This is a genomic window from Mobilicoccus massiliensis, assembly GCF_000826525.2.
Taxonomy (GTDB): Bacteria; Actinomycetota; Actinomycetes; order Actinomycetales; family Dermatophilaceae; genus Mobilicoccus; species Mobilicoccus massiliensis.
Map to the genome: position 1 here is coordinate 367697 of NZ_LN651330.1, position 25276 is coordinate 392972.

The 25276-nt window shown below is 71.8% G+C and carries 23 protein-coding genes; 8 read left to right on the plus strand and 15 right to left on the minus strand.

Going from position 1 to position 25276, the window contains the following annotated elements; genetic code table 11:
* Positions 1 to 162: 162 nt before the first annotated feature.
* Together serC and BN1197_RS11475 are read right to left on the minus strand one after the other, a co-directional pair.
* On the minus strand, positions 163 to 2073 hold the full coding sequence (serC, locus tag BN1197_RS18120; RefSeq protein ID WP_052466565.1) for a phosphoserine transaminase: 1911 nt from the start codon (positions 2071 to 2073) through the stop codon (positions 163 to 165).
* 31 nt (positions 2074 to 2104) lie between these two features.
* On the minus strand, positions 2105 to 2554 hold the full coding sequence (locus tag BN1197_RS11475; RefSeq protein ID WP_052466567.1) for a hypothetical protein: 450 nt from the start codon (positions 2552 to 2554) through the stop codon (positions 2105 to 2107).
* A gap of 539 nt (positions 2555 to 3093) precedes the next feature.
* On the opposite strand from BN1197_RS11475, the gene BN1197_RS11480 reads away from it, so the two are divergent.
* The 6 genes from BN1197_RS11480 (at position 3094) to uriH (ending at position 10851) form a co-directional block, all read left to right on the plus strand.
* On the plus strand, positions 3094 to 3768 hold the full coding sequence (locus BN1197_RS11480; protein ID WP_040159563.1) for a metal-dependent transcriptional regulator: 675 nt from the start codon (positions 3094 to 3096) through the stop codon (positions 3766 to 3768).
* Between the two features lie 996 nt (positions 3769 to 4764).
* Complete coding sequence (locus BN1197_RS11490; protein WP_052466569.1) at positions 4765 to 5127, plus strand: C40 family peptidase; 363 nt, start codon at positions 4765 to 4767, stop codon at positions 5125 to 5127.
* 158 nt (positions 5128 to 5285) lie between these two features.
* Entirely contained in the window at positions 5286 to 6416 is a 1131-nt protein-coding gene (locus tag BN1197_RS11495) for a metallophosphoesterase family protein (RefSeq protein ID WP_176489748.1), read from the plus strand.
* Positions 6413 to 9298 (plus strand): AAA family ATPase, encoded by a 2886-nt coding sequence (locus BN1197_RS11500; RefSeq protein ID WP_082043826.1) that lies wholly within the window; start codon positions 6413 to 6415, stop codon positions 9296 to 9298. Before BN1197_RS11495 ends, BN1197_RS11500 begins: the two co-directional genes overlap by 4 nt.
* Positions 9299 to 9519: 221 nt before the next feature.
* Positions 9520 to 9753, plus strand: coding sequence for a hypothetical protein (locus BN1197_RS11505; protein ID WP_040159564.1), 234 nt, complete (start codon positions 9520 to 9522; stop codon positions 9751 to 9753).
* A gap of 138 nt (positions 9754 to 9891) precedes the next feature.
* The gene (gene uriH, locus BN1197_RS11510; RefSeq protein WP_040159566.1) at positions 9892 to 10851 is read left to right on the plus strand and encodes a uridine-preferring nucleoside hydrolase UriH; all 960 of its coding nucleotides are present in this window, start codon (positions 9892 to 9894) and stop codon (positions 10849 to 10851) included.
* A 7-nt stretch (positions 10852 to 10858) separates the two neighbouring features.
* Here the strand turns inward: uriH and BN1197_RS11515 are convergent, their stop codons facing one another.
* The 11 genes from BN1197_RS11515 to BN1197_RS11565 all read right to left on the minus strand — a co-directional run bounded on the left by BN1197_RS11515 (position 10859) and on the right by BN1197_RS11565 (position 22311).
* Positions 10859 to 11377 carry an O-acetyl-ADP-ribose deacetylase gene (locus tag BN1197_RS11515; protein ID WP_040159568.1) on the minus strand — a complete coding sequence of 173 codons (519 nt, stop codon included), beginning with the start codon at positions 11375 to 11377 and terminating at the stop codon, positions 10859 to 10861.
* Between the two features lie 86 nt (positions 11378 to 11463).
* Positions 11464 to 12984 carry a phytoene desaturase family protein gene (gene crtI / locus BN1197_RS11520; protein WP_040159875.1) on the minus strand — a complete coding sequence of 507 codons (1521 nt, stop codon included), beginning with the start codon at positions 12982 to 12984 and terminating at the stop codon, positions 11464 to 11466.
* Entirely contained in the window at positions 12981 to 14516 is a 1536-nt protein-coding gene (locus BN1197_RS11525) for an FAD-dependent oxidoreductase (RefSeq protein WP_281253128.1), read from the minus strand. The genes crtI and BN1197_RS11525 overlap by 4 nt, the downstream gene beginning before the upstream one ends.
* A gap of 119 nt (positions 14517 to 14635) precedes the next feature.
* Positions 14636 to 15433, minus strand: coding sequence for a class I SAM-dependent DNA methyltransferase (locus tag BN1197_RS11530; protein WP_040159570.1), 798 nt, complete (start codon positions 15431 to 15433; stop codon positions 14636 to 14638).
* A complete protein-coding gene (locus tag BN1197_RS11535) occupies positions 15430 to 15768 on the minus strand; it encodes a lycopene cyclase domain-containing protein (RefSeq protein WP_040159572.1) in 339 nt (112 codons plus the stop codon). The genes BN1197_RS11530 and BN1197_RS11535 overlap by 4 nt, the downstream gene beginning before the upstream one ends.
* Positions 15761 to 16150, minus strand: coding sequence for a lycopene cyclase domain-containing protein (locus BN1197_RS11540; protein WP_245851905.1), 390 nt, complete (start codon positions 16148 to 16150; stop codon positions 15761 to 15763). Before BN1197_RS11540 ends, BN1197_RS11535 begins: the two co-directional genes overlap by 8 nt.
* Positions 16147 to 18162, minus strand: a complete 2016-nt coding sequence (locus BN1197_RS17550; RefSeq protein ID WP_217991192.1) for a DUF5914 domain-containing protein — start codon at positions 18160 to 18162, stop codon at positions 16147 to 16149. Before BN1197_RS17550 ends, BN1197_RS11540 begins: the two co-directional genes overlap by 4 nt.
* A 139-nt stretch (positions 18163 to 18301) precedes the next feature.
* Positions 18302 to 19144, minus strand: coding sequence for an ABC transporter ATP-binding protein (locus BN1197_RS11550; RefSeq protein ID WP_040159574.1), 843 nt, complete (start codon positions 19142 to 19144; stop codon positions 18302 to 18304).
* Positions 19141 to 20202, minus strand: coding sequence for a FecCD family ABC transporter permease (locus tag BN1197_RS11555; protein WP_052466573.1), 1062 nt, complete (start codon positions 20200 to 20202; stop codon positions 19141 to 19143). Before BN1197_RS11555 ends, BN1197_RS11550 begins: the two co-directional genes overlap by 4 nt.
* Complete coding sequence (locus BN1197_RS11560; protein ID WP_052466575.1) at positions 20199 to 21251, minus strand: FecCD family ABC transporter permease; 1053 nt, start codon at positions 21249 to 21251, stop codon at positions 20199 to 20201. Before BN1197_RS11560 ends, BN1197_RS11555 begins: the two co-directional genes overlap by 4 nt.
* A 10-nt stretch (positions 21252 to 21261) precedes the next feature.
* A complete protein-coding gene (locus tag BN1197_RS11565; RefSeq protein WP_040159576.1) occupies positions 21262 to 22311 on the minus strand; it encodes an iron-siderophore ABC transporter substrate-binding protein in 1050 nt (349 codons plus the stop codon).
* A 221-nt stretch (positions 22312 to 22532) separates the two neighbouring features.
* Here BN1197_RS11565 and BN1197_RS11570 point away from each other — a divergent pair, with 221 nt between their 5' ends.
* Positions 22533 to 23066, plus strand: a complete 534-nt coding sequence (locus tag BN1197_RS11570; RefSeq protein ID WP_176489749.1) for a DUF1648 domain-containing protein — start codon at positions 22533 to 22535, stop codon at positions 23064 to 23066.
* On the opposite strand, the gene BN1197_RS11575 is transcribed toward BN1197_RS11570, so the two are convergent.
* Complete coding sequence (locus BN1197_RS11575) at positions 23056 to 23748, minus strand: DUF998 domain-containing protein (protein ID WP_141397274.1); 693 nt, start codon at positions 23746 to 23748, stop codon at positions 23056 to 23058. The two genes, BN1197_RS11570 and BN1197_RS11575, sit on opposite strands and share 11 nt — an antisense overlap.
* Before the next feature lie 5 nt (positions 23749 to 23753).
* Positions 23754 to 24500 (minus strand): GAP family protein, encoded by a 747-nt coding sequence (locus tag BN1197_RS11580; protein WP_040159583.1) that lies wholly within the window; start codon positions 24498 to 24500, stop codon positions 23754 to 23756.
* A gap of 115 nt (positions 24501 to 24615) precedes the next feature.
* On the opposite strand from BN1197_RS11580, the gene BN1197_RS17110 reads away from it, so the two are divergent.
* Complete coding sequence (locus BN1197_RS17110) at positions 24616 to 25263, plus strand: TetR/AcrR family transcriptional regulator (RefSeq protein WP_040159585.1); 648 nt, start codon at positions 24616 to 24618, stop codon at positions 25261 to 25263.
* The last annotated feature ends 13 nt before the right edge of the window (positions 25264 to 25276 follow it).

Below are 25276 nucleotides of genomic sequence, written 5' to 3' on the forward strand. Positions count from 1 at the left end.
GACCCCACGCGTCCGTCGCATCGTCGTCCTCGTCGCTCTCGTGGCCATGCTGGCCGTGGTCGCCGTCGGCCCGCTCCTCTGAGTTCGGCACGTCAACCACATCGCCACATGCCGGCGCGCCGCTGTGGGCGCGGCGGTCGTTCGTCGGCAGGGAGTGACGCGTCAGGAGAGCCTGGCGACGACGTGGTCGACGCACGCCGTCAACGCCTCGACGTCGTCGGGGTCGATCGCCGGGAACATCGCGACCCGAATCTGGTTGCGGCCCAGGCTGCGATAGGGGTCGACGTCGACGATGCCGTTGGCGCGCAAGGCGGCGATGACGGCGGCGGCGTCGACGCTCTCGTCGAGGTCGATGGTGCCGACGACGTGCGAGCGGGCGGCGGGATCGGTGACGAACGGCGTCGCGTACGCCGAGTGATCCGCCCACGAGTACAGGCGCGCGGCGCTGTCGGCCGTCCGCGCGCTGGTCCAGGCCAGCCCGCCGTTCGCGTTCATCCACCGCACCTGCTCGGCCATGAGGGCGAGGGTCGCGATGGCGGGGGTGTTGTAGGTCTGGTCCTTGCGCGAGTTCGCGATCGCCGTCGCGAGGTCGAGGAACGCGGGCACGTAACGCCCGGAGGCGGCGATCTGCTCGACGCGGTCCAGCGCCGCGGGAGACATGAGGGCGAACCACAGGCCCCCGTCGGAGGCGAAACTCTTCTGGGGGGCGAAGTAGTAGACGTCGCTCTGGGCGACGTCGACGCCAAGACCGCCGGCGCCGGAGGTCGCGTCGATGAGCACGAGGGCGTCGTCCGCGGCGCCGGCGACTCGGGTGACCGGGGCCATGACCCCGGTGGAGGTCTCGTTGTGCGGCCACGCGTAGACGTCGACGTCCTCGGCCCGGGGCGTGGCGAGCCGGCCGGGTTCGGCGCGTCGGACGCTGGGGTCGGCCAGGAACGGTGCGGCCGTCGTGGCCTGGGCGAACTTGCTCGAGAACTCCCCGAACACGAGGTGCTGAGCCCGTTCGCGCACGAGACAGAACGTGGCGACGTCCCAGAACGCCGTGGAGCCGCCGTTGCCGAGGACGACCTCGTAGCCCGTTGGGAGCGAGAACAGCTCTGCGAGGCCGCGACGCACCTCACCGATGAGGCGACGCACCGGCTCCTGGCGGTGAGAGGTGCCGAGCACCGCGACCCACAACTCGACGTTGGTGTGCGTGGGGCGGTCGGGATGCCGCTCAGCGAAGAGCGCGGTCGCGGTGGCGTCCACGGCCTCGGCGACCTCGAAGAGCGGGGCGCCGAGGCGCCGGCAGACCTCCCGGAGGGTGTCGACGCGCGGATCGCGGCCCTGGTAGATGCTGTGACCGAACCCCATGATCCGCCGGCCGGAGTCGAGCCGGGCCTCGAGGAAGGGGCGTGGATCGTCCAGACCCTCCACGGCGCGGAGCATGCGCAGGACGCGAGCCGGGGCGCCCCCGTGCAGTGGCCCGCTGATGGCGCCCACTCCTGCGGCGAGGCACGTGGCGACGTCGGCCCCGGTCGAGGCGACGATGCGGGTCGTGTAGGTCGAGGCGTTGAACCCGTGCTCGGCGGCAGAGACGAGGTACGCGTCGAGCGCCTCGACGTGCCGCGGGTCCGCCTCCTCCCGCCACCGGACGAGGAATCGTTCGGCGACGGAGCCGGCGGTGTCGACGACCCGTTGGGGGACGACCGGGAGGTCGGGTCCGCGAGCCGATTGGGCGACGAACGAGAGCATGAGCACCGTCGCCCGCGCGAGGTGGTCGAGGGCGGTCTCGTCGTCGATGTCGTGCAACGGCCGAAAGCCCCACACGGGGGCGACCGAGGCGAGAGCGCTCATGACGTCGGCGCTCATGTCGCCGGTGCGGGCCGGCAGGGGGAAGACCTCCGCCGGCGGAAGGAGGCGGTGCAGGTCGTCGGCGACGAGGAGTCCCCAGACCCGATCGAAGGGCACGCGACCGACGAGCTCGCGCACATCGACTCCGCGATAGCGCAAGACACCCCCCTCGGGCACGGCCTCGGCGATGGCGGTCGACGCCGGGGCGTAGCCGCGGAAGTCCTCACCCACTCCGCTCATGACCTCGAGTGTGCCAAGTCTGTGACGGCGGTCACGACGAGGGGCGGTCGTCCGCAGTCGGCGGGCTCGGCGGGCCGGCGTCCTGACCCGGGCGCCCGTCGTCGGCAGGGGAGTCACCGGGCTTGCGGCGTCGACGTAGGCCGCGGTCGTTCGGTTTCGGAGGAGTCAGGCGTTTGCCCAGGTCGTAGTGCACGAGCAGCTCGTTCATCGGCGTGGCGACGACCGGGTGCGTACCCACCGGCACGTCGCCGCTGAAGACGACCCAGACCCGCTGGTCGCCGTCGTACACCGGCAGAACCGACCCCTGCACCAGGTGCGCGGCGTGTTCCATCGCGATGGTGCGAGCACTGCGCCGGCTCACCTGCCGTTCGGCGAACTGCTGAGCGGGTCCCCGGCCGCGCTTGAAGCCCTCGTAGGCCAACGGGGCGTACTTGACCCCCAACGAGACGAGCTTTCGGATCGAACCCTGGCTCGGCGACATGCGGCAGATCCTCCTGGAGCGTGGAGCAGGTCGCCGATCAGCCTAATGACGCGGTGCCAGGACGGACGACCCGGGCCGCGGGGCGAGGAGATGCGCGTGTCGCGAATTCGCGTGGCGGGCGCCCGAAACGGCGAACGGCGAGGTCGTCGGGGAACGACCTCGCCGTCATCTGCGTGGCCCGGGGGAAGCCGACGCGGGACCCGGCCAGGAGAGCGCCGGTGTCATGCCGGTGGAGTCCAGATGTCGATGCGGTCGGGGGTTCCGCACCGGCGGCTCCGCCACGAGAAATGTTAGGACGAATCTGTGTGTTCGACAAGAGTCGCGAGACGGGGATCACGGCCGAGTCCCGGCGGGGCTCAAGGCCGCCCCGGTTCGTGCGCGATTCCAGTCCGCCCTCACCCGCCCGGTCGCGATCATGGCCGGGTGCGCGCCAGGAACGCCGGCGGCGTTCGTCCGCGTGAAGTCCCACGTGACGCGCGCGATTTGCCGGGCGGCCTGCGAAGGCGCCCCGGAGGCGCAGGGGATGCCATGCTGGTGGCGTGACCGACCTGATCGACACCACCGAGATGTATCTGCGCACCGTCTTCGAACTCGAGGAAGAGGGTGTGCCGGTGCTGCGGGCGCGGATCGTCGACCGCCTCGGCCACTCCGGCCCGACCGTCTCGCAGACCGTCGCCCGCATGGAGCGCGACGGGCTGCTCACGGTGCGCCCCGACCGGAGCATCGAGCTCTCGCCCGCGGGCCGGCTGCTCGCCACCCGCGTGATGCGCAAGCACCGGCTCGCCGAGCGGCTGCTGCGCGACGTCATCGGGCTGGAGTACCCCTACGTCCACGACGAGGCGTGCCGTTGGGAGCACGTCATGAGCGAACGTGTCGAGCGCAAGATCGTCGGGCTGCTCGACGAGGTCGAGGTGAGTCCGTACGGCAACCCCGTCCCGGGCCTGGAGGAGTTGGGTCTGGGCGCGTCCCGGGCCCTCGGGGATCTCGACTCCCTCGTCGACCACCTCGACGGGCCCTCGTTCGTCGTCGAACGGCTGGGGGAACCGCTGCAGCTCGATCACGAGCTTCTGGCCCGCATGGCCGAGGCGGGGGTCGTTCCGGGTGCGACCGTGACCGTCTCGGCCGACGGCTCGGGCGTGCGACTCGAAGGGCCGGACGGCTCGGTCGTCCTCGACCGAGAGCAGGTCGGTCACCTGTTCGGACGCCCGTCCTGATCCCACGCGTTTGTGACGTAAATCACTGGCCGAGCGAGTCCGCCTGACGTTCTTGGGTTTCCGGCGCCGGTGGTCGGTCGTTCGCGGCCTTCGGGGCAGGAGGGGGCTCGCGGTCTGTGGATGACGGCTGCGGAAGGCGTCGGATCCCGGATAGCTTTCCCGCGTCGTCACCTTCCCCTCCGACGACTCCGTCACGACCCGCCCGATGCTGCCGCCGTCGACGGACCCCTGCGTCAAGCCTTGGCAGAAGTGGGCGCCATGCCACTCATCGGGCCGCTCGGACCCCGGCCTTCGGTCTCCTCGTGAACGCGCACGGCGCCTCGCGATGCCGCTCGCCCGCGCCGAGCGTTGATGGGCGCGAGAGGCAGAGATGTCGAAGCGGTACGTCGGTCGGCACCGGACGACGCGCGTGCTCGTCGCGCACGGGAAAGGCAAGCGGGTGGCGCAGGCGGGGGCGGTGATCGTCCTCAGCGGAGGCCTGCTCGGCGCGGTCGTCGACGTGGCCTCGGCAGACCCGTCGCCTTCTGGTTCGACCAGTGAGGACCCTTCCTGGGAGCCGAGGTTCACCGATCCTCGACCATTGGAAGACCCCTCCGACGCCGCCGACGACGACGCCTCACACGAGGGCTCCGAGGCGGGGCCGTCGCAGACGCCGGCGTCCGAGCCGCAGGAGACACCGCCGACTTCCCGGCCCACCTCGACGCCCCTGCCCTCCACGCCGTCGCCGTCCTCCCCGGAGTCCGCGCCCGTCACTCCCGCCCCGCCGCGGCGGGCCGAACCTCCTCGCGCTCCCAAGCCCCGTCGTACCGCGCCCGCGCCCAAGAAGCCGGCCGCCCCCGCGAAGAAGCGTGCTGCCCGCGTGGCTCCGGCCCCCAAGGCCGTCAAGTCACTCCCGCCCCGCCGCGGCGGGCCGAACCTCCTCGCGCTCCCAAGCCCCGTCGTACCGCGCCCGCGCCCAAGAAGCCGGCCGCCCCCGCGAAGAAGCGTGCTGCCCGTGTGGCTCCGGCCCCCAAGGCCGTCAAGGGCGCGAAGAGCGAAGTCGTCGGAATCGCGGCCGGTCTCTCCGGGATCCCCTACCGCTGGGGTGGCACGAGCACACGAGGGTTCGACTGCTCCGGCTTCACCCGTCACGTCTTTCGCAAGGCGGGCGTGTCGCTGCCCCGGACCGCGGCCGCGCAGCAGCGGGCGGTACGACGAGTCCGGGATCCGAAGCCCGGCGACCTCGTCTTCTTCGGTTCACCGGCCCACCACGTGGGCATCTACGCGGGCAGCGGCAGGATGTACGACTCGCCGCGCACCGGCCGCACCACGGGACTGCACAAGATCTGGTCCTCGCGCGTCACCTACGGGCGCCCCTGAGCGGGTGCACTCGTTCGGCACGCGCTCCCGTGTGCCCTCCGGGGCGACGCCACGCATCCTCGATGCCGCAGGTCACGGGGGTTGTCGGTGGCGAGCACTAGCCTGGGGGTGAAGGTCATCGAGAGGTGACGTCACGGCGGGTGCGGAGGTGAGCGGGCATGGTGCGGTTCGTGCAGACCAGCGACTGGCAGCTCGGCATGACCCGGCACTTCCTCGAGGGGGAGGCGCAGTCGCGCTACACCGCGGCCCGCATCGACGCCGTGCGCGTCATCGGTGAGCTCGCGCGGCGCGAACGGTGCGACTTCGTCGTCGTCGCCGGTGACGTGTTCGAGTCCAATCTCGTGTCCACGCGCACGATCGCGCGGTCGCTGGAGGCCATGGGCAGCATCGGATGCCCCGTGTACCTGCTACCCGGTAACCACGACCCACTGGACGCCTCCTCGGTGTTCACCTCGGCGGCGTTCCGGCGCGCGTGCCCGCCGAATGTCGTCGTCCTCGACAGCTGCGGGGTGCATCAGGTGGGTGCGGGGGTCGAGATCCTCGCCGCACCGTGGTTCGCCAAGCCGGCGCTCGGTGACCTCGCCGGCGAGGCGCTTCAGGCGGCCGGCCCTCCCTCCGCGGGGACGACGCGCATTCTGCTCGCGCACGGTCCGCTCGACGTGCTCAGCCCCGACGAGGACGACCCGGCCCGCATCGCTCTCCCCGGTCTCGAAGAGGCTCTCGAGGCGGGGCTCGTCCACCACGTCGCCCTGGGTGACCGGCACTCCCGGCTCGAGATGGGCCGCACGGGGCGCGTCCACTACTCGGGTTCGCCCGAGGTCACGGCGTTTCGCGACGAAGCGCCCGGAGACGTGCTCGTCGTCGACGTCGACGCCCGTGAGCAGGTGTACCAGGTGCGTGCCCACCGCGTGGGCACGTGGACGTTCACGTCCATGCGCCGGCACGTCGACGGGGGAGACGATCTCGCCGATCTCGACGCGGAGTTCGCGGCCATCGACCCCAAGGACCGCACGGTCGTGCGCACCGCCCTCGTCGGCACCCTCACCCTGGGCGACAAGGCGCGGCTGGACGAGCTGCTCGAGCGCTGGGGCGAGAGCCTGGCCGCCCACGTCACGTGGGAGGGCGCCGACGACCTCGCCGTCGTCGTCGATCACGACGAGCTCGCCGATCTCGAGGCGGGCGGCTTCGTGGCCGCCACCGTCGACGAGCTCGCAGGCCGCGCGGGTGACGGTGAGACCGAGGCACGCGATGCCCTGGCCCTCCTCTACCGGTTGGGGGTGGCGCGATGAGAATCCACCGGCTCGTGCTCTCCCACGTCAAGGGGGTCACGGAGCGTGAGGTCGTCTTTCCCGACGAGGGCATCGTCGTCGTCGAAGGAGCGAACGAGGCCGGCAAGACGACGATGATCGAGGCCCTCGACCTGCTGTTCGAGGAGAAGGATTCCTCCCGCAAACGACACGTGCTCGCCGCGCGGCCGGTGGGCCTCGACGTCGCCAGCGCGGTCGAGGCCGAGGTCACGAGTGGCCCGTACCGCTTCACCTACCGCAAGCAGTGGTTCCGACGCCCTTCCACGGTGCTCACCGTGCACGCTCCCAGGCGTGAGAACCTCACCGGTTCCGCGGCGCACGACCGGGCCAAGGAGATCCTCGCCGAGACCACCGACCTCGATCTGTGGCGAGCGTTGCGGCTCATGCAGGCCACCCCGTTGTCGCCCACCGATCTGTCGGGGAGCACGGCACTGTCCGACGCACTGGACGAGGCGGCCGGGCAGGTCGAGTCGGCCGGCTCCGAGGGGGACACCCTGCTCGAGGCGGCCGAGGAGGCCTATCGCGAGTTCTTCACGGCCACAGGCCGGGCCACGGGGGAGTACCGCGACTCCGAGCTGCGCCTCGACGAGGCCCGGCGCCATCGTGACGAGGCGGCCGCGGCCGTGGCGGAGGTCGCGACCGACGTCACTCGTCACGCCGACCTCGTGCGCGAACTCGCCCGCCTGGAGTCCCAACTGGCTGCCGGGGAGGCCCAGGCGGAGGAACTGCAGGCCCAGTGGGAGTCGGTGCAGGAGATCGTCCGCGAGGCAGAGCACCTCGCGGTGAACAGCGCGGCCGCGAGGCACGCTCTCGAGACGGCGCGCGAGCGAGCGTCGTCGCGCGCCGCGCAGATCGGCGAGGTCGCGTCGCTACGGGCGGTGGTCGCGGAGCAGGAATCCGCGCTGGCGCACGCGAGCGAGCAGCTCGGGCCCGCCGAAGCCGCTCTCGATCGGGCGATCGAAGGTGAATCCGACGCCCGCGCCGAACAGCGGGCCGCGCGCCGCGCCGCCTCCCGCGCGGAGTCCGACGTGGCGCTCGTCGGTGACCTTCGTGACCTGGCCGATCTCGCGGACCGGCTCCGTCGGCTCGACGTCGCCGTGCAGCGACGTCGGCAGGCCCGGGACGACGAGCGCGCCTGCCGATTCGAGGGATCGATCGACGACCTCGAGCAGGCTGCCCACGCGCTCGACCTCGCCCGGGCCGAATGGCGCGCCGGCAGCCCGTCCTGGCGCCTCGTGCCGGAGTCGCCCGCTCTCGACGTGTGCATCGACGGCGAGTCGTCGGTGCTCGAGGGCGAGGTGACGGGTGTCATCGGCGAGCCGCTCGAGATCGTGCTGCCCGGTGTCGCACGGTTGCGGCTCGAACCGTCCAGTGGCGCTGCTCGGCGCGCCGACGTCGTCGCGCGCGCCGAGGAGCGGCTGTCGGATCTGCTCGCCGCCGCCGGAGCACCGGACCTCGCCGCTGCCCGCCTCGCCGCCGAGGCCTCAGACGAAGCGCGGCGGCGGTTGACGGCCGCCGAGGCTGCCGTGGACGCCGTGCTGGCAGGGGCCTCGACCGACGCCCTGCGCGATCGCGCCGACGAGCTCCGGCGGCACGTCGTCGAGCTGCTCACCCGCCGCCGGGACGAGATACGCGACGAGTCCGACGACGCGGCCCACGACACCGAGGGGTCGACCGGCGGCCCACGACGGGGCGGCTCGGCCCCTGGTCAGGCGGTGGATCGGTTGCTCGGTGCGGATTCGGAGTGCCTCGAGGGTCTCGACGCCGGAGTCGTCGGTGAGATCGTCACGTGGCTCGACGAGACGTCCGGGGTGTCACCGAACACCTCACCCGACACGTCGTCGGACACGGCAGCACGCTCGGTGACATCGCCACCGGCGTCGGGTCCAGGGGCCGCCGAGGCGCGAGGTGCGTTGAGACTGGCCGCGTCCCGGGCCCGCGAGCGCGAGCTGCGTGCCGAGGACGAGATCGCACGGTGGGAGGCGGAGGTCACCGCCGCCCGGGCCGTGGTCGAGTCGCGCAGACTCACCGTCGCTCGAGCGGAGGCATCGTCGGCGTCGGCCCGTGCCTCCCTGGACGAGTCGCTCTCGCGGTTGGCGATCGCTCGTGAACGCCACGGCGACGACTCACTCGATGCGGCCGTCGGCGATGCCGAGGCGGCGTCGTCGCAGGCCGCGGCTCGTGAAGAAGCCGTCGTGGCGGAGGTCGCCCGACACGATCCCGACAGCCTTCGGGTGCGTCTCGAGGGCGCAGTCTCCGCGTGCACTTCGCTTCGGGGGCGGTTCGGTGAGGTGCGTGACGAACGCCTGGCCGTCGAGGCGCGGCTACGGCACGCGGGCGAGCAAGGACGCGCCGAGCGGCTCAGCGAGGCCGAATCCGCCCTGGCCAGGGCAGAGCGCGCCCACGCCGCCCTGCGGCGCCGGGCCGCAGCGGCCCGCCTGCTGTACGAGACGCTCACGCGGCACCGTGACCACGTGCGCAGTACGTACGTCGAGCCGTTCGGTCGGGCGGTCTCCCGGCTGGGCCGGGTCGTGTACGGCCCCGACTTCGACGTCGAGATCGGGCCGTCGCTCACCATCGACGCGCGAATCCTCGGTGACGAACGCATTCCGTACGAGTCGTTGTCCTCCGGTGCGAAGGAACAGATGTCGATCCTCACCCGGCTGGCCTGCGCGAGTCTCGTCGACCCCCGGCAGGGTGCGCCGGTCATCCTCGACGATGCGCTCGGTTACTCCGACCCCACCCGCCTGCAGCGCGTGTGCTCGGCATTCTCGCTGGTCGGAGGCTCGGCCCAGGTCATCCTCCTCACCTGCACCCCCGGGCGCTACGCGGCCATCCCCGACGCCCACGTCATCAGAATCTGAGTGAGGGTCGCGCACGAGACGAGCGGAGGTGCGACGGGGCTGCCGCGCGCACACGCTTCCTCGAACCACCGCTCGGACAGGCGTTTCGACCGCGCGCAGCCGGGTCGAAACGCCTGTCCGAGCGACCGGGGGCGGCCCATCCTGGACCGCGGGGGTCGGTCCCGCTGCGGGTGCCGCATAGGATCGTCGCGTCCCTTGTCCCGACTCGAAGGCGGCCCTCGATGCTGACTCCGCAGCGGTGGGCCCTCGTGATCGGCATCGCCCTCGCGGTCGTCGCCCTCGTGGGCGCGGTCATGGTCCTTCTCGGAGGCCAGGGCGGTGGCGGTTGGGTCATCGTCGGGTTCGCTGCCGTGTCGTCGCTCGCGGCCTTGACCGTGGCGCGGGCACAGCGACGTGGCGAGTCGTGGGACGAGGGCGTCGACGGCCCTCCGACCGAGGATGGCCGACGCGCCTAGCGGGGCGAGAAGGATCTCACGGGGGACGGTGTGTTCTCCGGTTCGGCGGCCCCGAGAAGCGGTCGTCGCTCGACGAGGGGCTGTGCCGCCGTCGGAGCGCGCACCTAGGGTGGGGATTTCGAGACCGAGGAGGACCGCATGCCGCGCAAGATCATTCTCGACTGCGACCCGGGGCACGACGACGCCGTCGCCATGCTGCTCGCTCACGCGAATCCCGAGATCGACCTGGTCGCGGTGACCACGGTCGGCGGTAACCAGACGCTGACCAAGGTCACCCAGAACGCGCTGGCCGTGGCCGCCGTCGCGGGCATCGACGGGGTGCCCTTCGCAGCCGGCTGCGATCGCCCGCTGGTTCGCCCGGTCGAGGTCGCTCCCGACATCCACGGCGACTCCGGCCTCGACGGGGTCGAGTTGCCCGAGCCGACGTTCGACCTCGACCCCCGGCACGCCGTCGACCTCATCATCGACACGGTGATGAACAACGAGCCGGGCACGGTCACGCTGGTTCCGACCGGACCGCTGACGAACGTCGCGATGGCCGCACGCAAGGAACCGCGGATCGTGGATCGTGTGGCCGAGGTCGTGCTCATGGGCGGCGGCGTCCACGAGGGCAACTGGTCGCCGGTGGCCGAGTTCAACATCAAGGTCGACCCCGAGGCCGCGCACATCGTCTTCGATGCCGGGTGGCCGGTGACCATGGTCGGGCTCGACCTCACGCACCAGGCCCTGGCCACGGACGAGGTCGCGGCTCGCATCGAGGCCGTCGGCGGCCCGGTCGCCGAGTTCGTGCTCGGCCTCTTCGCGTTCTTCCGAAAGGCCTACCAGGACGCACAGGGCTTCGAGTTCCCGCCCGTGCACGACCCGTGCGCGGTCGCGTATGTCATCGACCCGTCGGTGATGACGACCCGTAAGGCGCCGATCAGCGTCGAGCTCACCGGAACCCACACGCTGGGGATGACCGTCGCCGACCTGCGCCGCGAGGCTCCCGAGGACTGTCCGACCCAGGCGGCGTTCGACCTCGACGTCGAGCGGTTCTGGAACATGGTCATCGACGCGGTCGGGGAGATCTCGGCGTCGCGGGACGCCGCCGAACGCTGAGCCGCCCTCAGAGGCCGAGGTCGGCGGCCACCTGCCTCGCCAGGTCGTACGTCGCGCCGTCGAAGAGGACGAGCGTCGCCTGCTCGACCTGAGTCGGCGTGTCACGCAGCGTCGTGAGCGCCACGCGGATCGCGTCGTCCTTCGGCCACTTGTAGAGCCCCGCGGAGATGAGTGGGAACGCGAGCCTGCGGGCCCCGATCTCGTCGGCGACGGCGAGTGCCGTGCGGTAGCAGGAGCGCAGCTCGTCGCTCTTGTCCTTCGTCTTCGCCCAGACCGGGCCGACGGTGTGGATGACGTGAGCAGCCGGGAGGTCGCCGCCGGTGGTCGCCGCGGACTCGCCCGTGGGCAACCCGGTGGGATACGTGTCCTCACGCAGACGCCGGCACTCGGCGAGGATCTGCTTGCCACCCGCCCGATGGATGGCCCCGTCGACGCCGCCGCCTCCGAGCATCGAGTGGTTGGCCGCGTTGACGATCGCGTCGACCTCGAACGTCGTGATGTCGCCCTGAGCGATCTCGATGCGCATGGCTCCTCCTGCCGGTCGCGTCGGATCATCCTCTCCTGGCGCAGTCGTCGTCGCACACGGGCGCGACCGTTGCCAACAGGAGCGGGTCAGCGCGGCGACGGCAGGTACCCCGCCACCCGCGAGGCCGCGAGCTTGCCCGAGATCAGCACCATCGGCACACCGACACCGGGCACGGTGCCCGACCCGGCGAAGAACAGCCCCGGCCTGCGGCGTTCGACGTTCGGAGGCCGGAACGGCCCGGTCTGGCCGAACGTGTGCGCGAGCGCGAACGGGGTCCCACCCGCCATCCCGGCCCGTGCCCAGTCGGTCGGGTCGACGAACTCCTCGGTGACGACGTCCGTCGGATACCCCGCGTCGCCGAGGAACCCCAGGAGCTCCTCGCGCATCCGCGGACCCTCGCTCGCCCACTCGACCTGGCCGACGGCGAGGTTCGGCACCGGCTCGAGGACGTAGAGCGTGGAGCAACCCTCCGGGGCGGCGGCAGGGTCGTCGAGCGACGGCACGGTGACGAGGCGCGAGGGATCCCGCATCCGGCGCCCTCGGTCGAGCAGGTCGTCGAACGCCTCGTCCCAGGCGCGACCGAAGTGGATGTTGTGGTGGGCGACGTCGCGCGGTTCACCTCGCACCCCGACGTGCCAGACGACGGCCGACGGCGAGTAGCGCGGTCGGCGTAGGACACGTGGCGGGGTGAGGTCGGGAAGCAGTCGCTCGTAGGCCGTCGGCAGATCGATCGTGCAGACGACCGCGTCGGCCGAGATCCGTTCGGTGGCAGCCGAACCCGACGACGATCGGGCATCGACCTCCGGCGACGACCCGACCTCGACTCCGGCCACGACCCCGTCGCGACGCGTGAGTACCCGCCGCACGTCGTTCTCGTAGCGGAACTCCACGCCGGCAGCGGCGGCGGCGCGAGCCATCGCCTCGGGCACCTCCCGCATCCCTCCGTGCGGAAACCACACGCCCTCGATGGAATCCATGTACGTGATGACGGCGTAGATCGCGAGTGCCTGCTCGGGCGCGAGGCCCGCGTACATCGCCTGGAACGAGAAGATCCGGTGCAGGCGGGGGTCGCGAAAGCGTCCGCGGATCGCCGGGCCCAGCTTGCCGAACCCGCCGAGTCGCACGAGTCGCGCCGCCGCCCCCGGTGAGCGCAGCAGATCGAGGGGACTGTCGTAGTTCGCGTCGATGAAGTGCGGCATCTCGACGCGGTAGAGCTCGCGCAGCCAGGCCACGAACTCGTCGAACGCTGCGGCGTCGGACGCCCCGCATTCCCGGGCGATCTCGTCGCGCATCGCCTCGTGACCGTGACGGACGAAGATCGTCGACCCGTCGGCGAACCGGGCCCGATAGGCGGGATCGAGCAGCGTGAGGTCGAGGACGTCGCTCGCACGAGCCCCCACGGCGCGCAGGGCGTCGTCGACGAGGTCGATCATCGTCAGCACCGTCGGCCCCGTGTCGAACGTGAATCCGTCCTTCTCGAGACGGATTCCGCGCCCGCCGGGCCCGGCTTGTCGTTCGACGACGGTCACCTCGTGCCCGAGACCGCGAAGCCGGCACGCCGCGGAGAGGCCGGCCAGGCCGGCCCCGATGACGACGACGTGGCTCATGACGACGCCCCCTCTCCGGTGCGCGCTCCGGTGCGCCCGCGGGTCGGCAGCGTGCGAACCGCGGCCCTCAGCGCCGATGTCGCGCGCGGGAAACGAGTGTGGGTCGGGGCGCTCCACAGGTCATGCCCGGCCGCGCCCCACCCGGCCAGCAGGTGGTTCGCGGCCTGAAATCCGGTGGTGGCCGCGCGTTCCATGAGCGCGACGGGCAGTTCGCAGCGGATGCCGTCCCCGGCGAGGACGACGTCGGGATCGGGGGTCACGACGCCCGGGCGCGCCGCCCACGGGTCGGTGCCGACGAGGGGGCAGTCGCGGGCGACGATGACCTCCTCGTGAACGACGCCGGCGTCGACGAGTTCGGGATGCAGCCGGTCGAGATGCCCGCGCATGTCGCGGGTGACGGTGGCATCGTCCACGTCGTCGGGGACGGCGTACGCGTGGAGTTCGACGACGCTGCCGCCGTTGCGTACCGCCCACTGCGCGGCACCGTCCTCGAACAGGTGCACAGCGCTGACGTTGTCGAGGTACCCGAGGGCGGCGGTGCCGAGGAACGGCGGCGTCCCGGGGCGGGTGGGGGTGTCGAACCACAGGCGCTGGACGATGAACCGCGGTGCGATGCGCTGGGATTCGACGGCGGCCCGCCACGCCTCGTCTCCGAGGTCGGGACTGGCGGCGACGATCTTCTGCAACCCCGCGCGGTCGGGGGCGAGCACGACGGCGTCGACGTCCTGCAGCTCCGCGGCGAGGTCGGCCCCGTCGGTCGAGACGCGGAGGCGCCCTTCGACCCGGTCGATCCCACGCACCCGCATCCCGACGTGCATGCGCGCCCCGAGCCGGTACAGGTAGGCGCCCAGGGGAGCCCACCAACGGCTGTCGAAGTCGTCGGCCGAGACGTCGAAGAGCAGACCCTCCGCCGAGCCCAGGAAGTACGTGTGGAACATCCCGACGAGCTCACCGGCCGAGAACTCGCGCGGGTCGGCGAAGAAGCTGCGTGCGAACACCTCGAGCGCCAGGTGACGCATCCCGGGCGGAAAACGGACGGCGTCGAGGAGGTCCTGCGCGCTGACCCCGTCGTACTCGACGAACGTGCGGGGGAAGTCGACGTCGAGCAGCCCGAGAGCGCGATCGAGATCGACCCGCGCGAGGTCGGTGAGGCCGAAGCTCGGGCTCTTCGCGACGAACCCGAGGATGTTCAGCGGTGGCTGTCGCGGGATCGAGGCGAACGAGTCTCGGGAGCCGTCTCCGTGGAGCAGTGGGTAGTCGTCGATCGCGCGCAGGCCCGAGAGGTCGGGATCCACCCGCCGCAGGAGGGCCCGCAGGTTGTAGTACTGCCGAAAGAACGCGTGGAATCCGCGGCTCATCGTGTCGTGCGGGGCTCCCTGGGTCGGGGGTTCGCCCCCGGGCACCTCGACCGGCCAGGCAGCCACCCGGCCACCGAGCCGCGGGCCGGCCTCGAGCAGCGTCACCCGCACCCCGCGCTCGGCGAGGGCGACGGCCGCGCTGATGCCGGCGATGCCGCCCCCGACGACGACCACGTGCCGATCCTGCGCCGAAGACACCCCCGTCGGAGGCGTCGCGGCAACGCGTTCGGCACGCACGTCCTGCCCCGGGGTCCACCGACGCGGACGTGCGAAGCGCGAGGGCAGGAGCAGACTCACGGGCGCCGCCCCCACGTCGCGCGCACCATGCCGCGCTGCCAACCCGGAACCGGGCGCTGACCCACGTCCGTGAATCCCGCGTCGAGGAGGCGTCGTCGCAGCCGCTCGTCGCTGTCGAAGTCGAGCACGCTGCGCCACAGGTACCGGAACAGCCCGGGCTTGCGGGCGACGACCAGCGACGACGGGATGATGACTCCCCAGCACAACGCCGTCCAGGCCGCGACGTCGAGGGGCCGCCCCGCGACTCCGTAGTCGTGGACGACGAACACCCCGCCGGGGCGCAGCATCCGGTGCACATGCCCGCAGAACGCGTCGGCGTCGGGCACGTTGCGCACGAGGTAGGCGGCGAACACTCCGTCGTATCCGCCGCCGTCGCCGGCCGCGCCGGCGGCGAGGTCCGAGGTGTCACCGGGCGGGTGCTCCTCGACACCCAGTTCCTCGGCCTGGGCGTGCCGGAACGTCACCGACTCCGGCCACCGCTTCGCCCTCGCCTGCGCGAGCATTCCCGCGGAGCCGTCGATGCCCTCGATGCGGAACGGGCAGCCGCTCTCCACGAGCGCGATGAGCAGGGCCTGCGTCGAGGCGCCCGAGCCACAGCCGAGGTCGGCGATGCGCAGCGGCGCGTCCTCCGGCCCGGGTCGGCGCCGGAGCCGGTCGACCAGCAGCCGTGCCGAGAAGAGCAGTTGGTCCGCGTAGCCCGGCGACATGCCGGTGAGCCGGTCGTAGTGCGCGCCGACCTCGTCGAAGGCCGAGGTGACCGTGGCCTCGCGGGCCGAGATGGGCCGTGACGTCATGCGTGCTCCTTGTCGGGGCGGCGGGTCTCGGCGTCGCGGCGGCCGGCGCGCACCCACAACATCAGGGTGAGGGTCACCATCGAGAACCCGAAGAGGAAGTCCTCGACGGGGATGTCCCACGGCGCTCGCACACCGAGGTGATGCTCGGGGGCGTAGAGGACGATCGGGGCGTCGAGCTTGGTCAGCCACCCGTCGACGAGGACCTGGAAGAACCCGACGATCGCCATGCTGATCCAGTACCGGCCGGTCCGGAACAGGCCCGTCCGCCAGACGCGCGTCTCGATGACGACGACGGCGACGACCGAGGCGACGGCGAGAACGGTGTACTCAGGCATCGGCGTCGACCTCGCGGCGTCGCAGGCGTGACCCGAGCCGCAGGACCGTGCCGACGGCCCCGTAGGTGAGCAGCCCGCAGAGCGGGACGACGACGAAGAACACGAGCTCCTCGATCGGCATGTCGATGATCGGGATCAGCCACCCGGTGGTGAATCGCGGTGAGTACCACCAGTGTCCGCGCACGATCCCGAGCACGTCCCACGCCGAGAACAGCACGACGACCGGCAGCAGTGCGGCGATCAGTCGCCGCGGACGACGGTAGACCCCCGCAGCGAGGAACAGCTCGAGCGGCAGGGTGATGAGCAGACACGCGCCCATGAGCAGCAGGTACTGGTAGGGGTCCCAGGCCGGGTTCCAGCCGGCGTCCCACGCCGCCGTCACGGCTGGATCCCCCCGCTGCGCACGAGGTGTCGGCGCTCGGTGTACTCGAGGTCGTCGACCCACAAGCGGGCCTGAGTGCGCCGGACGAACGGGCGGATCGCGGGCTGCAATCTGCGGGCGAGGCGGAACCCGACGCGGCCGGAGGAGGCGATCGTCGCCTCGGTCATCACCGTGACCGGCCGCCCGGAGGCGTCGGTGCCGATGGGGGTGGCGTGGGTCTCGACGACGCTCCCGGCGCCCTCGCCCCCGGTGATGTGCATGACGATGGTGCGGGCGTCCGGGCACGTGAACTCCGCCCGCACCGGCACTCCCCAGGTGGGCGTGAGGCGGAACGTGACATCGGTGACGAGCCGGTCGTCGGTGCTCGCGTCGTCGTCGACGACGAGGTGACTGAACGCGTAGGGGTGCAGCCAGGCCCCGTGCCACGGGTCCAGCCGGTTGGCGACGACGTCCTGCGGCTCGCACTGGGCGGCTCGTGAGTAGACGGCGGTCAGCGCCGTGTCGAGGGAGGGACGGGCCGGCAACGTCGGACGCTCGCGCGGTGTCTCGCCCTCGGCGGGCAGTTGCACCCAGAGCAGCACGCCGTCGTCGTACGCGGGGAGCGTCTCCCACGACCTGCCCCACTCCGACGGCAGCCGCAGCCCGTGCCAGCGGCACATGAGGTCGGTGCCGGCGACCTCGCAGCGGTCGAGCCTCGCCCCCATATGCGGGCAGGCGCCCGGACCTGCTCGAAGCGAGCCGTCCTCGGTACGCCAGACGGCGATCTCCCGGCCGGCGATCGTCCGCACGATCGACTCCGCGCCGACATCACCGGAGGCGCCGATGACGTACCAGCCACCGGGATCACGGCTCTGCGCGACGGCCAGCGCGCGTTCGATACGCGGCACCGACGCCTGCTTCCACGTGCTGCACAGAGCCTCGGCCGGCGGCCGGGGGACGCGTCGAACGGGAATCCGGTCACGTGGCGAGCCGGGCGGCACCGCACCGGGCGGGACGGTGCACGAAGCAGGGGCGCCGGTGGGATGGGTCGTCGGCTGCGACTCCTGGACGTGGGGGGCCGGCGGCGCGGTCGTACCCCGGCCGGTCAGGAGAGCACGGGCGGCCATGCCGATCTTGTCGGCGGGGGAGACGCGGCGGCGGGTGGAGAACACGTCGTAATCGGCCTCTTCGATGCGGGTGAGGATGGTGGAGTACATGGTCAGTGCCGCGCCGACGCACCGGGCGGAGGAGGGCGGAAGCATCGCCAGCCCGGGCTCGGCCTCGCGATAGAGCTCGCGGTTGCGCTCGATCTGCTCGGCGAGGAACGTCCGCCACTGCGGGGTGACCCGGCGCAGCCGTGGGTCGGCACCGTGCCGGTCGAGATCGTCGGCCGGGAGGTAGATGCGTCCGCGATCGAGATCCTCGGAGACGTCGCGGATGAAGTTCGTGAGCTGGAACGCCAGCCCGAGTTGTCGCGCGGGGTGCCGCGCCTGCGGGGTGGTGGGTCGCAGCACCGGCAGCATCATCTCGCCGATGACCGCCGCCGAGCCCTCCATGTAGCCGTCGCGCAGGTCGGGCCAGGTGGCCCACGACGTGCGGTGGAGGTCCAGGCGCATCGCGTGGAAGAACCGATCGAAGCACTCGGCGGGCACGTCCAGACGGCGCACGCTCGCGGCGATGGCGTCGAGAACGGGGTGGGTGTCGCCGCCGCGCTCGCGGGCCAGCTCGAAGCGGCGGGCGAACGCCTCCAGCCGCACCTCGGGCTCGGCGCCCTCCGGCACTCCGAGGTCGCGGCCGAGGTCGAGGCTGGTCACGGCGTCGGGCTCGTCGACGATGTCGTCGGCCAGCCGGCACAACGCGTAGATCGCGTAGACGTCCTCGCGCGCCTCCCGGGGGAGAAACTGGGTGCCCCAGAAGTACGTCGTGCCATGCAGGCGCGTGATGTCTCGGCAGATGGCGCGTCCCTGTGCGAGCGTGTTGCTCGACCGCGTGTTCGCCGATCGCGGTGCCGAGGTGGTCAAGCGTGGTGTCATCGTCTGCGAGTCAACACCGCATCGCCTCGCTCCGCACGGTGAGCGATGGGTGGTCGTGCATACGCGTGCGTGGCGACGCCCCTACGACCGATCGCGCCCATCGCGCTCACCGCCGCCGAACGGCCCGGCCCGGCCCGCCTCAGGCCGAGACCGGCGTCCATGACGGCGACGATTCGATGCGACGCGCCGCGTGATGACGGCCGATCGGCAGGACGAGAGGCTTGCCCGAGACGGGGTCGGGCACGACCCGGCTGGGCATCCCGTAGACCTCCTCGACGAGGGCGGGGGTGAGCACGTCCGCGGGTGTGCCGTCGGCGACGAGGCGGCCGCGACACAGTGCGACGAGTCGGTCGGCGTAGCGCGCGGCGAGGTTGAGGTCGTGCAGCACCATCGCGATCGTCGTGCCGCGCGCGGCGTTGAGGTCGGTGAGCAGGTCGAGGACCTCGATCTGGTGGGCGATGTCGAGGAACGTCGTCGGCTCGTCCAGCAGGAGCACGTCGGTGCGCTGGGCGAGGGCCATCGCGATCCACACGCGTTGCCGCTGGCCGCCCGAGAGTTCGTCGACGGCACGGTCGACGAGTTCCGCGGTGCCGGTGAGGTCGAGCGCCTCGGCTACCGCGGTGTCGTCCTCTCGTGACCAGCGCGTCAGCATGCCGAGATGCGGGCTGCGTCCGCGGGCGACGAGGTCGCCGACGGCGATGCCCTCGGGCGCGGTGGGTGATTGCGGCAACAGCCCGAGGGTGCGAGCGACCTCTTTCGTCGGCCGGCGGTGAATGTCCTTGCCGTCGAGCAGGATTCGTCCGGATTCCGGGGTGAGGAGCCGGGCGAGCGAGCGGAGCAGGGTCGACTTGCCGCACGCGTTGGCTCCGACGACGACGGTGATGGCGCCCGGCTCGAGGGCGAGGTCGAGGTCGTGGACGACGGTGCGATCGCCGTAACCCAGCCTGACCTGCTGGGCGTGGAGCGTGTGGTCGGCGGTCACAGGGAGCCTCCGGATCGGTTGGTGCGAACGAGCAGGTACACGAGGTAGGGCGCGCCGAGCGCTCCGGTGACGACGCCCACGGGGTAGCGGGCGTCGAAGGCGAACTGCCCGACGAGGTCGGCGGCGAGCACGAGCGCGGCGCCGACGAGGGCGGCGGGGATCATGAGCGATCCGCCCGGCCGGACGAGGCGTGCAGCGATGGGGCCGGAGAGGAACGCGACGAACGCGATCGGCCCGGCCGCGGCCGTCGCGAACGCGATGAGCCCGACCGCGATGACGATCGCGACGACCCGTGTGCGCTCGACGCGGACCCCCAGGGCCGAGGCCGCGTCGTCACCGAGGTGGAGCAGGCGCAGGTGGGCCGCCTGCGAGAGCAGTACCGGCACGCCGACCGCGACGGCGACGGCGAGGGGCAGCACGGCGTCCCACGTGGCGTCGTTGACGCTGCCGGTGAGCCAGCGCATCGCCGTCTGCAGATCCCATTTGGCGGCCTTCGACAACAGGTAGGCGACGAGGGAGTCGAGCATCGCGGAGAGACCGATTCCGATGAGGATCAACCGGGTTCCGGCCATGCCGTCCTTGAACGCGAGCACGTAGACGAGCAGCGCGGTCGCCAGCCCGGCGGCGACCGCCAGCACCGAGACCTGCGTCGGGCCGAGCCCGAGAACGACGATGCCGAACACCGCCGCCGCGCCCGCGCCCGAACTGATCCCGATGATGTCGGGGGAGGCCAGGGCGTTGCGCAGCATCGTCTGGAACGTCACGCCCGCGAGACCGAAGCACGTGCCCGCGAGGAGGGCGAGGGCCGCGCGGGGGAGCCGCAGTTCACCCACCGCGAAGCTCGCCCCCGGCACCGTCTCGCCGAGGACGAGGCGAGCGACCTCGACGGGCGTGTAGAAGGTGTGGCCGGCCATGAGTGCGACGGCGACGAGGGCGAGGACGAGCGCCCCGAGAGCCACCGTGGCCGCGACGCGGGCACGCGCTCGCCGTCGGCGGCCGGCAGCGAAGGTCTCCGCCGTGGAGATCGCCGGCGAATCCTCTTGAACCGCAGAGCTCACAACGCCCTCGCCTTCTGCCGCCGCACGATCGCGATGAACACGGGGGCTCCGATCAGTGCCGTGACGACGCCGACGTCGATCTCGTCGGGGCGGGCGACGACACGGCCGACGACATCGGCCGCGATGAGCAACGTGGCGCCGGTCAGCGCCGAGCAGGGCAGGAGGCGGCGATGCGCCGACCCGGCCACGAGCCGACAGGCGTGCGGGACGACGAGTCCGACGAACCCGATGGGCCCGGCCAGCGCGGTCGCCGCGCCGCAGAGCAGCACCGCGCCGAGCGCGGCGACGAGTCGGGTGCGCACGACGTTCTCGCCGAGCCCGGCGGCGACGTCGTCACCGAGTGCGAGCGCGTCGAGCCCGCCGGCCGTGACGAGACACAGCGCGAGCCCGACGAGCAGGAACGGCGAGAGCAGCGACATTGTGCCCACGTCGGCGCCACCGACCCCACCGATCTGCCAGAACCTGAAGGAGTCCATCACCTCGACGCGCGGCAGCAGGACCGCGCTGATGAGCGAGGAGAACGCCGCCGACGTCGCGGCCCCGGCGAGGGTGAGCTTGAGCGGGGTCGCCCCACCCCGGCCGAGGGACCCCACGACGTAGACGAGGACCGCCGCGCACGCCGACCCCAGCACCGCGACCCACGCGTACCCGACCGGCGAGGACAGCCCGAAGAACGCGATGCCCGACACCACGGCGAGCGACGCGCCGGAGGTGACGCCGAGGATGCCGGGGTCTGCGAGCGGATTGCGCGTGAGGCCCTGCATGACGGCTCCGGCGACGCCGAGGGCGGCACCCACGACGGCCGCGAGCAGCGTTCGGGGGATTCGCTTGGCGACCGCGGCCTGGGCGATGTTCGCGTCCCCGCCCGTCAGCGCGGCGAGCAGGTCGGTGAGGCCGACGTGCCGGGCTCCGAAGGTCACGGAGGCCGCCGCGACGAGGGCGAGCACGAGGAGGAGCACGGCGAGGCCGAGGCCACGACGCGCGAGCCGGGATCGGCGAGGGCGAGTGTCGACGCCCGCCGTCGCAGCCCGCTCGATCGTCGTGCTCACGAGCCCGCGCTCACTTCGCCTTCGCCGCGGCCTGGTCGAGCACCGCGAGGTACTTCTCCAGGCCCCAGGGAACGTTGAGGGGGGAGGGGTTGGCCGAGGCCGCGAGCGGGGTGTCGTCGGGCAGCACCGCGACCGCCCCGTTCTTCACTGCGGGGATCTTCGACCACAGCGGGTCCTTCTGGACCGTCGCGGTCGTCGTCGCCGGGTCTTTGCCGTACGTCACGAGCAGGTCGACGTCGGAGAACGTGTCGGAGGACTCCGCGCTCACCGTGTTCCAGAACTCGGGCGAGGATTTCGTCTTCGCCACCTGCGCCGGGACTTTCATGCCGAGCTTGGTCCAGAGCTCCACGCGCGGATCGTTCTCGTTGTAGAACCCGATCTTGCCCAGATCGCTCGGATCGATGAACGAGAAGAGCGCGCCCTTGCCCGCGAGGTCGGGGTGCTTCTTCGCGGCCTGTGCGATCTGCGCGTCGAGGTCCTTGGCGAGCCGTTCGCCTTCGGCGGCCTTGCCGATGGCCGTGGCGTTGGTGCGGATCATCTCGTTCATCGACGTGCCCCACGGCTGCTCGGGGTAGGCGACGACCGGTGCGATCTTGCTCAGCGTGTCGTACTGCTCCTTGGTGAGCCCGGAGTAGGCGGCGAGGATGACGTCGGGCTTGGTCGCCGAGACGGCCTCGTAGTCGATGCTGTCGGTGTCGTCGAACAGTGCCGGGGTCGCGCCCCCGAGCTCGGAGAGCTTGGCCTCGACCCACGGGTGCATGCCGTTCTTGTCGTCGTCGCCCCAGGTGGCCTTGCTCATGCCGACCGGGACGATGCCGAGCGCGAGAGGAACCTCGTGATTGCCCCAGGCGACACTCGCCACACGCTCGGGCTTCTTCTCGATCGTCGTCTGGCCGAAGGCGTGGGTGAGGGTCACCGGAAAGGCCTGATCGGACCCGTTTGCGGCGGCGGCCCCCGTCGTGGGCGCGGTGGCGCCGGAGGTCGAGTCGGAGCCGCACGCGGCCGGCCCGAGCGAGGCGATGATGGTGGCGGCGACGAGGGTGAGGCGGCGAGGGGACAACGGAGGCCTTTCGACGGTGAAGTTAGGTATGCCTACCCTAATGCACACCTCCCGGGCCGGCGGCGTGTTGCGGAAGGTCCCGGCGGGCCATGGGGGAGCCGGGTCTGCGCCCTCTGCGTTGCGGGGGTCGTCGCCGAAAGCAGGTGCCCGATCCGGCCCCCGGCGTCCCGGCGCGCTCTACGCTGGGCTGCCTCGACACCGGTGTCGAGAAGGAGGCCGCCATGACCCCACCCCTCCCACCGGCTCAGGCCGACACCGAACGTGATCACGAGGCGCGAGAGTCGCGCCGGCGCCGCGTCGCTCGATGGCTCCCGCTCTATCCGCTCACCGGTCTGCTCGTGGCAGGTGTGACGGCCCTCGCGATGTGGCCGCGGCTCCCCGAGACGATGGTGACGCACTGGGGCGCCGGTGGTGCCGACGCGTCGATGCCCCGGGCCTGGGCCGTCGGATCGTTCCTCGCGTTCTGCGTGGGGGCCACGTGCTGGGCGCTGCTGCAGGTCTTCCTGCGACGGCCGGCCCGCACGGTCGGTGACGTGGCGCTGTTCGCCGGGCTCTTCTCGTGGGTGGGGGCGATGGGCCTGGTCTCGTCGATCTGGCTCGCGCCGTACGCCGGACTCGCGGCGGCGGTCACCCTCGTCGTTCCGCTGCTGCTCACTGCCGCCGTGACCTGGGCCGGCAATCGGAGGCTGGGGGACGCCCTCGCCGCGGATCCCGGCCGGAGCCGCGGCGAGGGTGAGGGCAGGCCTAGGGCGTGAGGGTGGCCCGGCGCTTGCCCTCCTTGCGGGTGAGGGCCGCGGCCAGCGCGGCGAACCACAGGGAGCCGGGCCACAGCGCGAGACGCTCGAGGGTGCCACCGTGGGCAGGTAGGTCGATCCAGCCGAGGAACACCGTGCCTGCGATCAGGCCGATCGCCCCGGCGACGATCCCCGCCTGGGAGAGCACCCTCGCGCCGGTGAGGGCGCTCCGGCGCAGGACGACGCCCAACACGACGAGCGCCAGGGGCTGCGCCAGGAACACCGGCAGCGAGACGAGCGAGTGTCCGACGATGTCGATGTCGAGCGGGATGAGGCCCGAGGCGAGCGAGCTCAGCCCCGCGACGACGAGGAGTGCCACGCCCGCGACGCGTCCGAAGCCCTTGGGCAGAAGGGGGAACACGGCGATCGCGCCGACGGCGAGCAGTGCTCCGAAGAGGATGAAGCTGCCGTTGACCAGCGTGTGCAACGGGGAGCACACCGGCACCGGACCGTACGGATAGGCGATGTCGGTGCACGTCGTCGCACCGAGGTCGCTGATCGTGTTGTGCGCGAAGCTGTAGGGCGCTCGCACGACGAAGGCCGCGACGATCTCGGCGAGGATCGTCAGGGGCTGCGTCGCGAGACCGGTCAGGATGACGGCGCGTCGAGCCATCGATGTGGGCGTCTGCGGGTGGCTGGTCATGCCGCTCACCCGACCCCGCCGCGCTGCAGCCACCCGACCGCATCCAGGGCGAGCAGAAGTCCGACGCTGCCGACGACCCAGCTCAACATCTCGGCTGAGTTGCGTTCGAACCACGCGTTGATCCGCCCGAGCAGCGGCTCGACGCTCCTGCGAGCCACGAGTCGCAGGCCGAGGAGCGACACGGCGGGAAGGGCCATGACCAGCACGTATCCCGCGAGGATGCCCGCGGTGGCCGGTGCTCCGGGGTCGGCCTGGGTGATGAGGCCGACCGCGCCGAGGTAGGGCAGCATCGAGGCGGCCTCGACGAGTCCGGCGCCGAGGGCGACGGTGACGACCGCGCCGGCCGGGATGTCCCCCTCGGCGAGCCTGGCCTTCCAGCGATCTCTGCGGCTCGGAGGCAGAGGCGATCCGTCGGCTCTCGCGGCCTCGCGACGGGCGCGGCGCTGTGCGGTGTGCTTCTCGTCGAGGGTGAAGCTCAGCGCGAAGAGGCCGACGCCGAGCGCGAGTTGGGCCTGGGGGAGGTGGGGGATGCTCGTCAGTCCGGCGCCGAGATCGCTGATCACGGTCGCGCCGCCGGTGAGCGCGAGACCAAGGGCCCAGTAGAACGTGCAGATCGTCGCGAGGAAGAGCAGGAGCGTTCGCACTCGCACGCGGGGTCGGAGCATGAGCCACAGCGGAATGCCGAGCGTGCCGAAGCTCGTGCTGTCGACGAGGGCGAGGCCGCCGAGGGCGGCGAGGGTCGTCGGTGTCATCGCAGGTTCCCCTGGCGTCGAGTCGCGGGTCTGGCGAGGAGCCGGGTGTGGACGTGTCGTTGAAGAAGCACAGGTGTATCAAAACAGAAAAAGTGCAGTTGTGCTAGAAAGATATGTGCCCAAGATCGTCGACCACGACCAGCGCCGTGCCGAGCTCGCCGAGGCGGTGTGGCGCGTCGTCCTCCGCGTGGGGGTCGAGGGCGCCTCCGTGCGGGCCGTCGCCGCCGAGGCCGGCTGGTCGATGGGGGCGTTGCGGTACTACTTCTCGACCCAGGACGGCCTGCTGGAGTTCGCGATCGACCGGATGGGGCAGCGGATCTTCGACCGGGTGCGGGGCTACTACGCGGGCGTCTCGGACGGTCAGGCGGAGGGCTTCGAGCGGGCGGTGCGCACGCTGTGCGAGCTGCTTCCGCTCGATGAGGAACGGCACGGCGAGGTGCTCGTGTGGATGTCGTTCATGACCCGGGCGCGTGTCTCCGGCGGCTACGACGAGGCGCGTCGCAACGGCTGGGAGGGCGAGCGGTACCTGTGTCGCCTCGCCATCGCCGACACGCTCTCCCTGCGGCTGCCCCGGGAGATCGATCAGCACTTCACCGACGACGCGCTCGAGCTGGAGGCCGCCGAATTGCAGGTGTGCATCGACGGGCTCTCGGTGCAGGCCGTGACGTACCCGGAGCACTGGCCCGCCGACGCACTCGAAGCCGCCGTGCGTCGTGCACTGGCGGGCATCCGTGAGCGCTACGAGAGGCGAGTGCGGGACTGACGCGGCCTCCCGC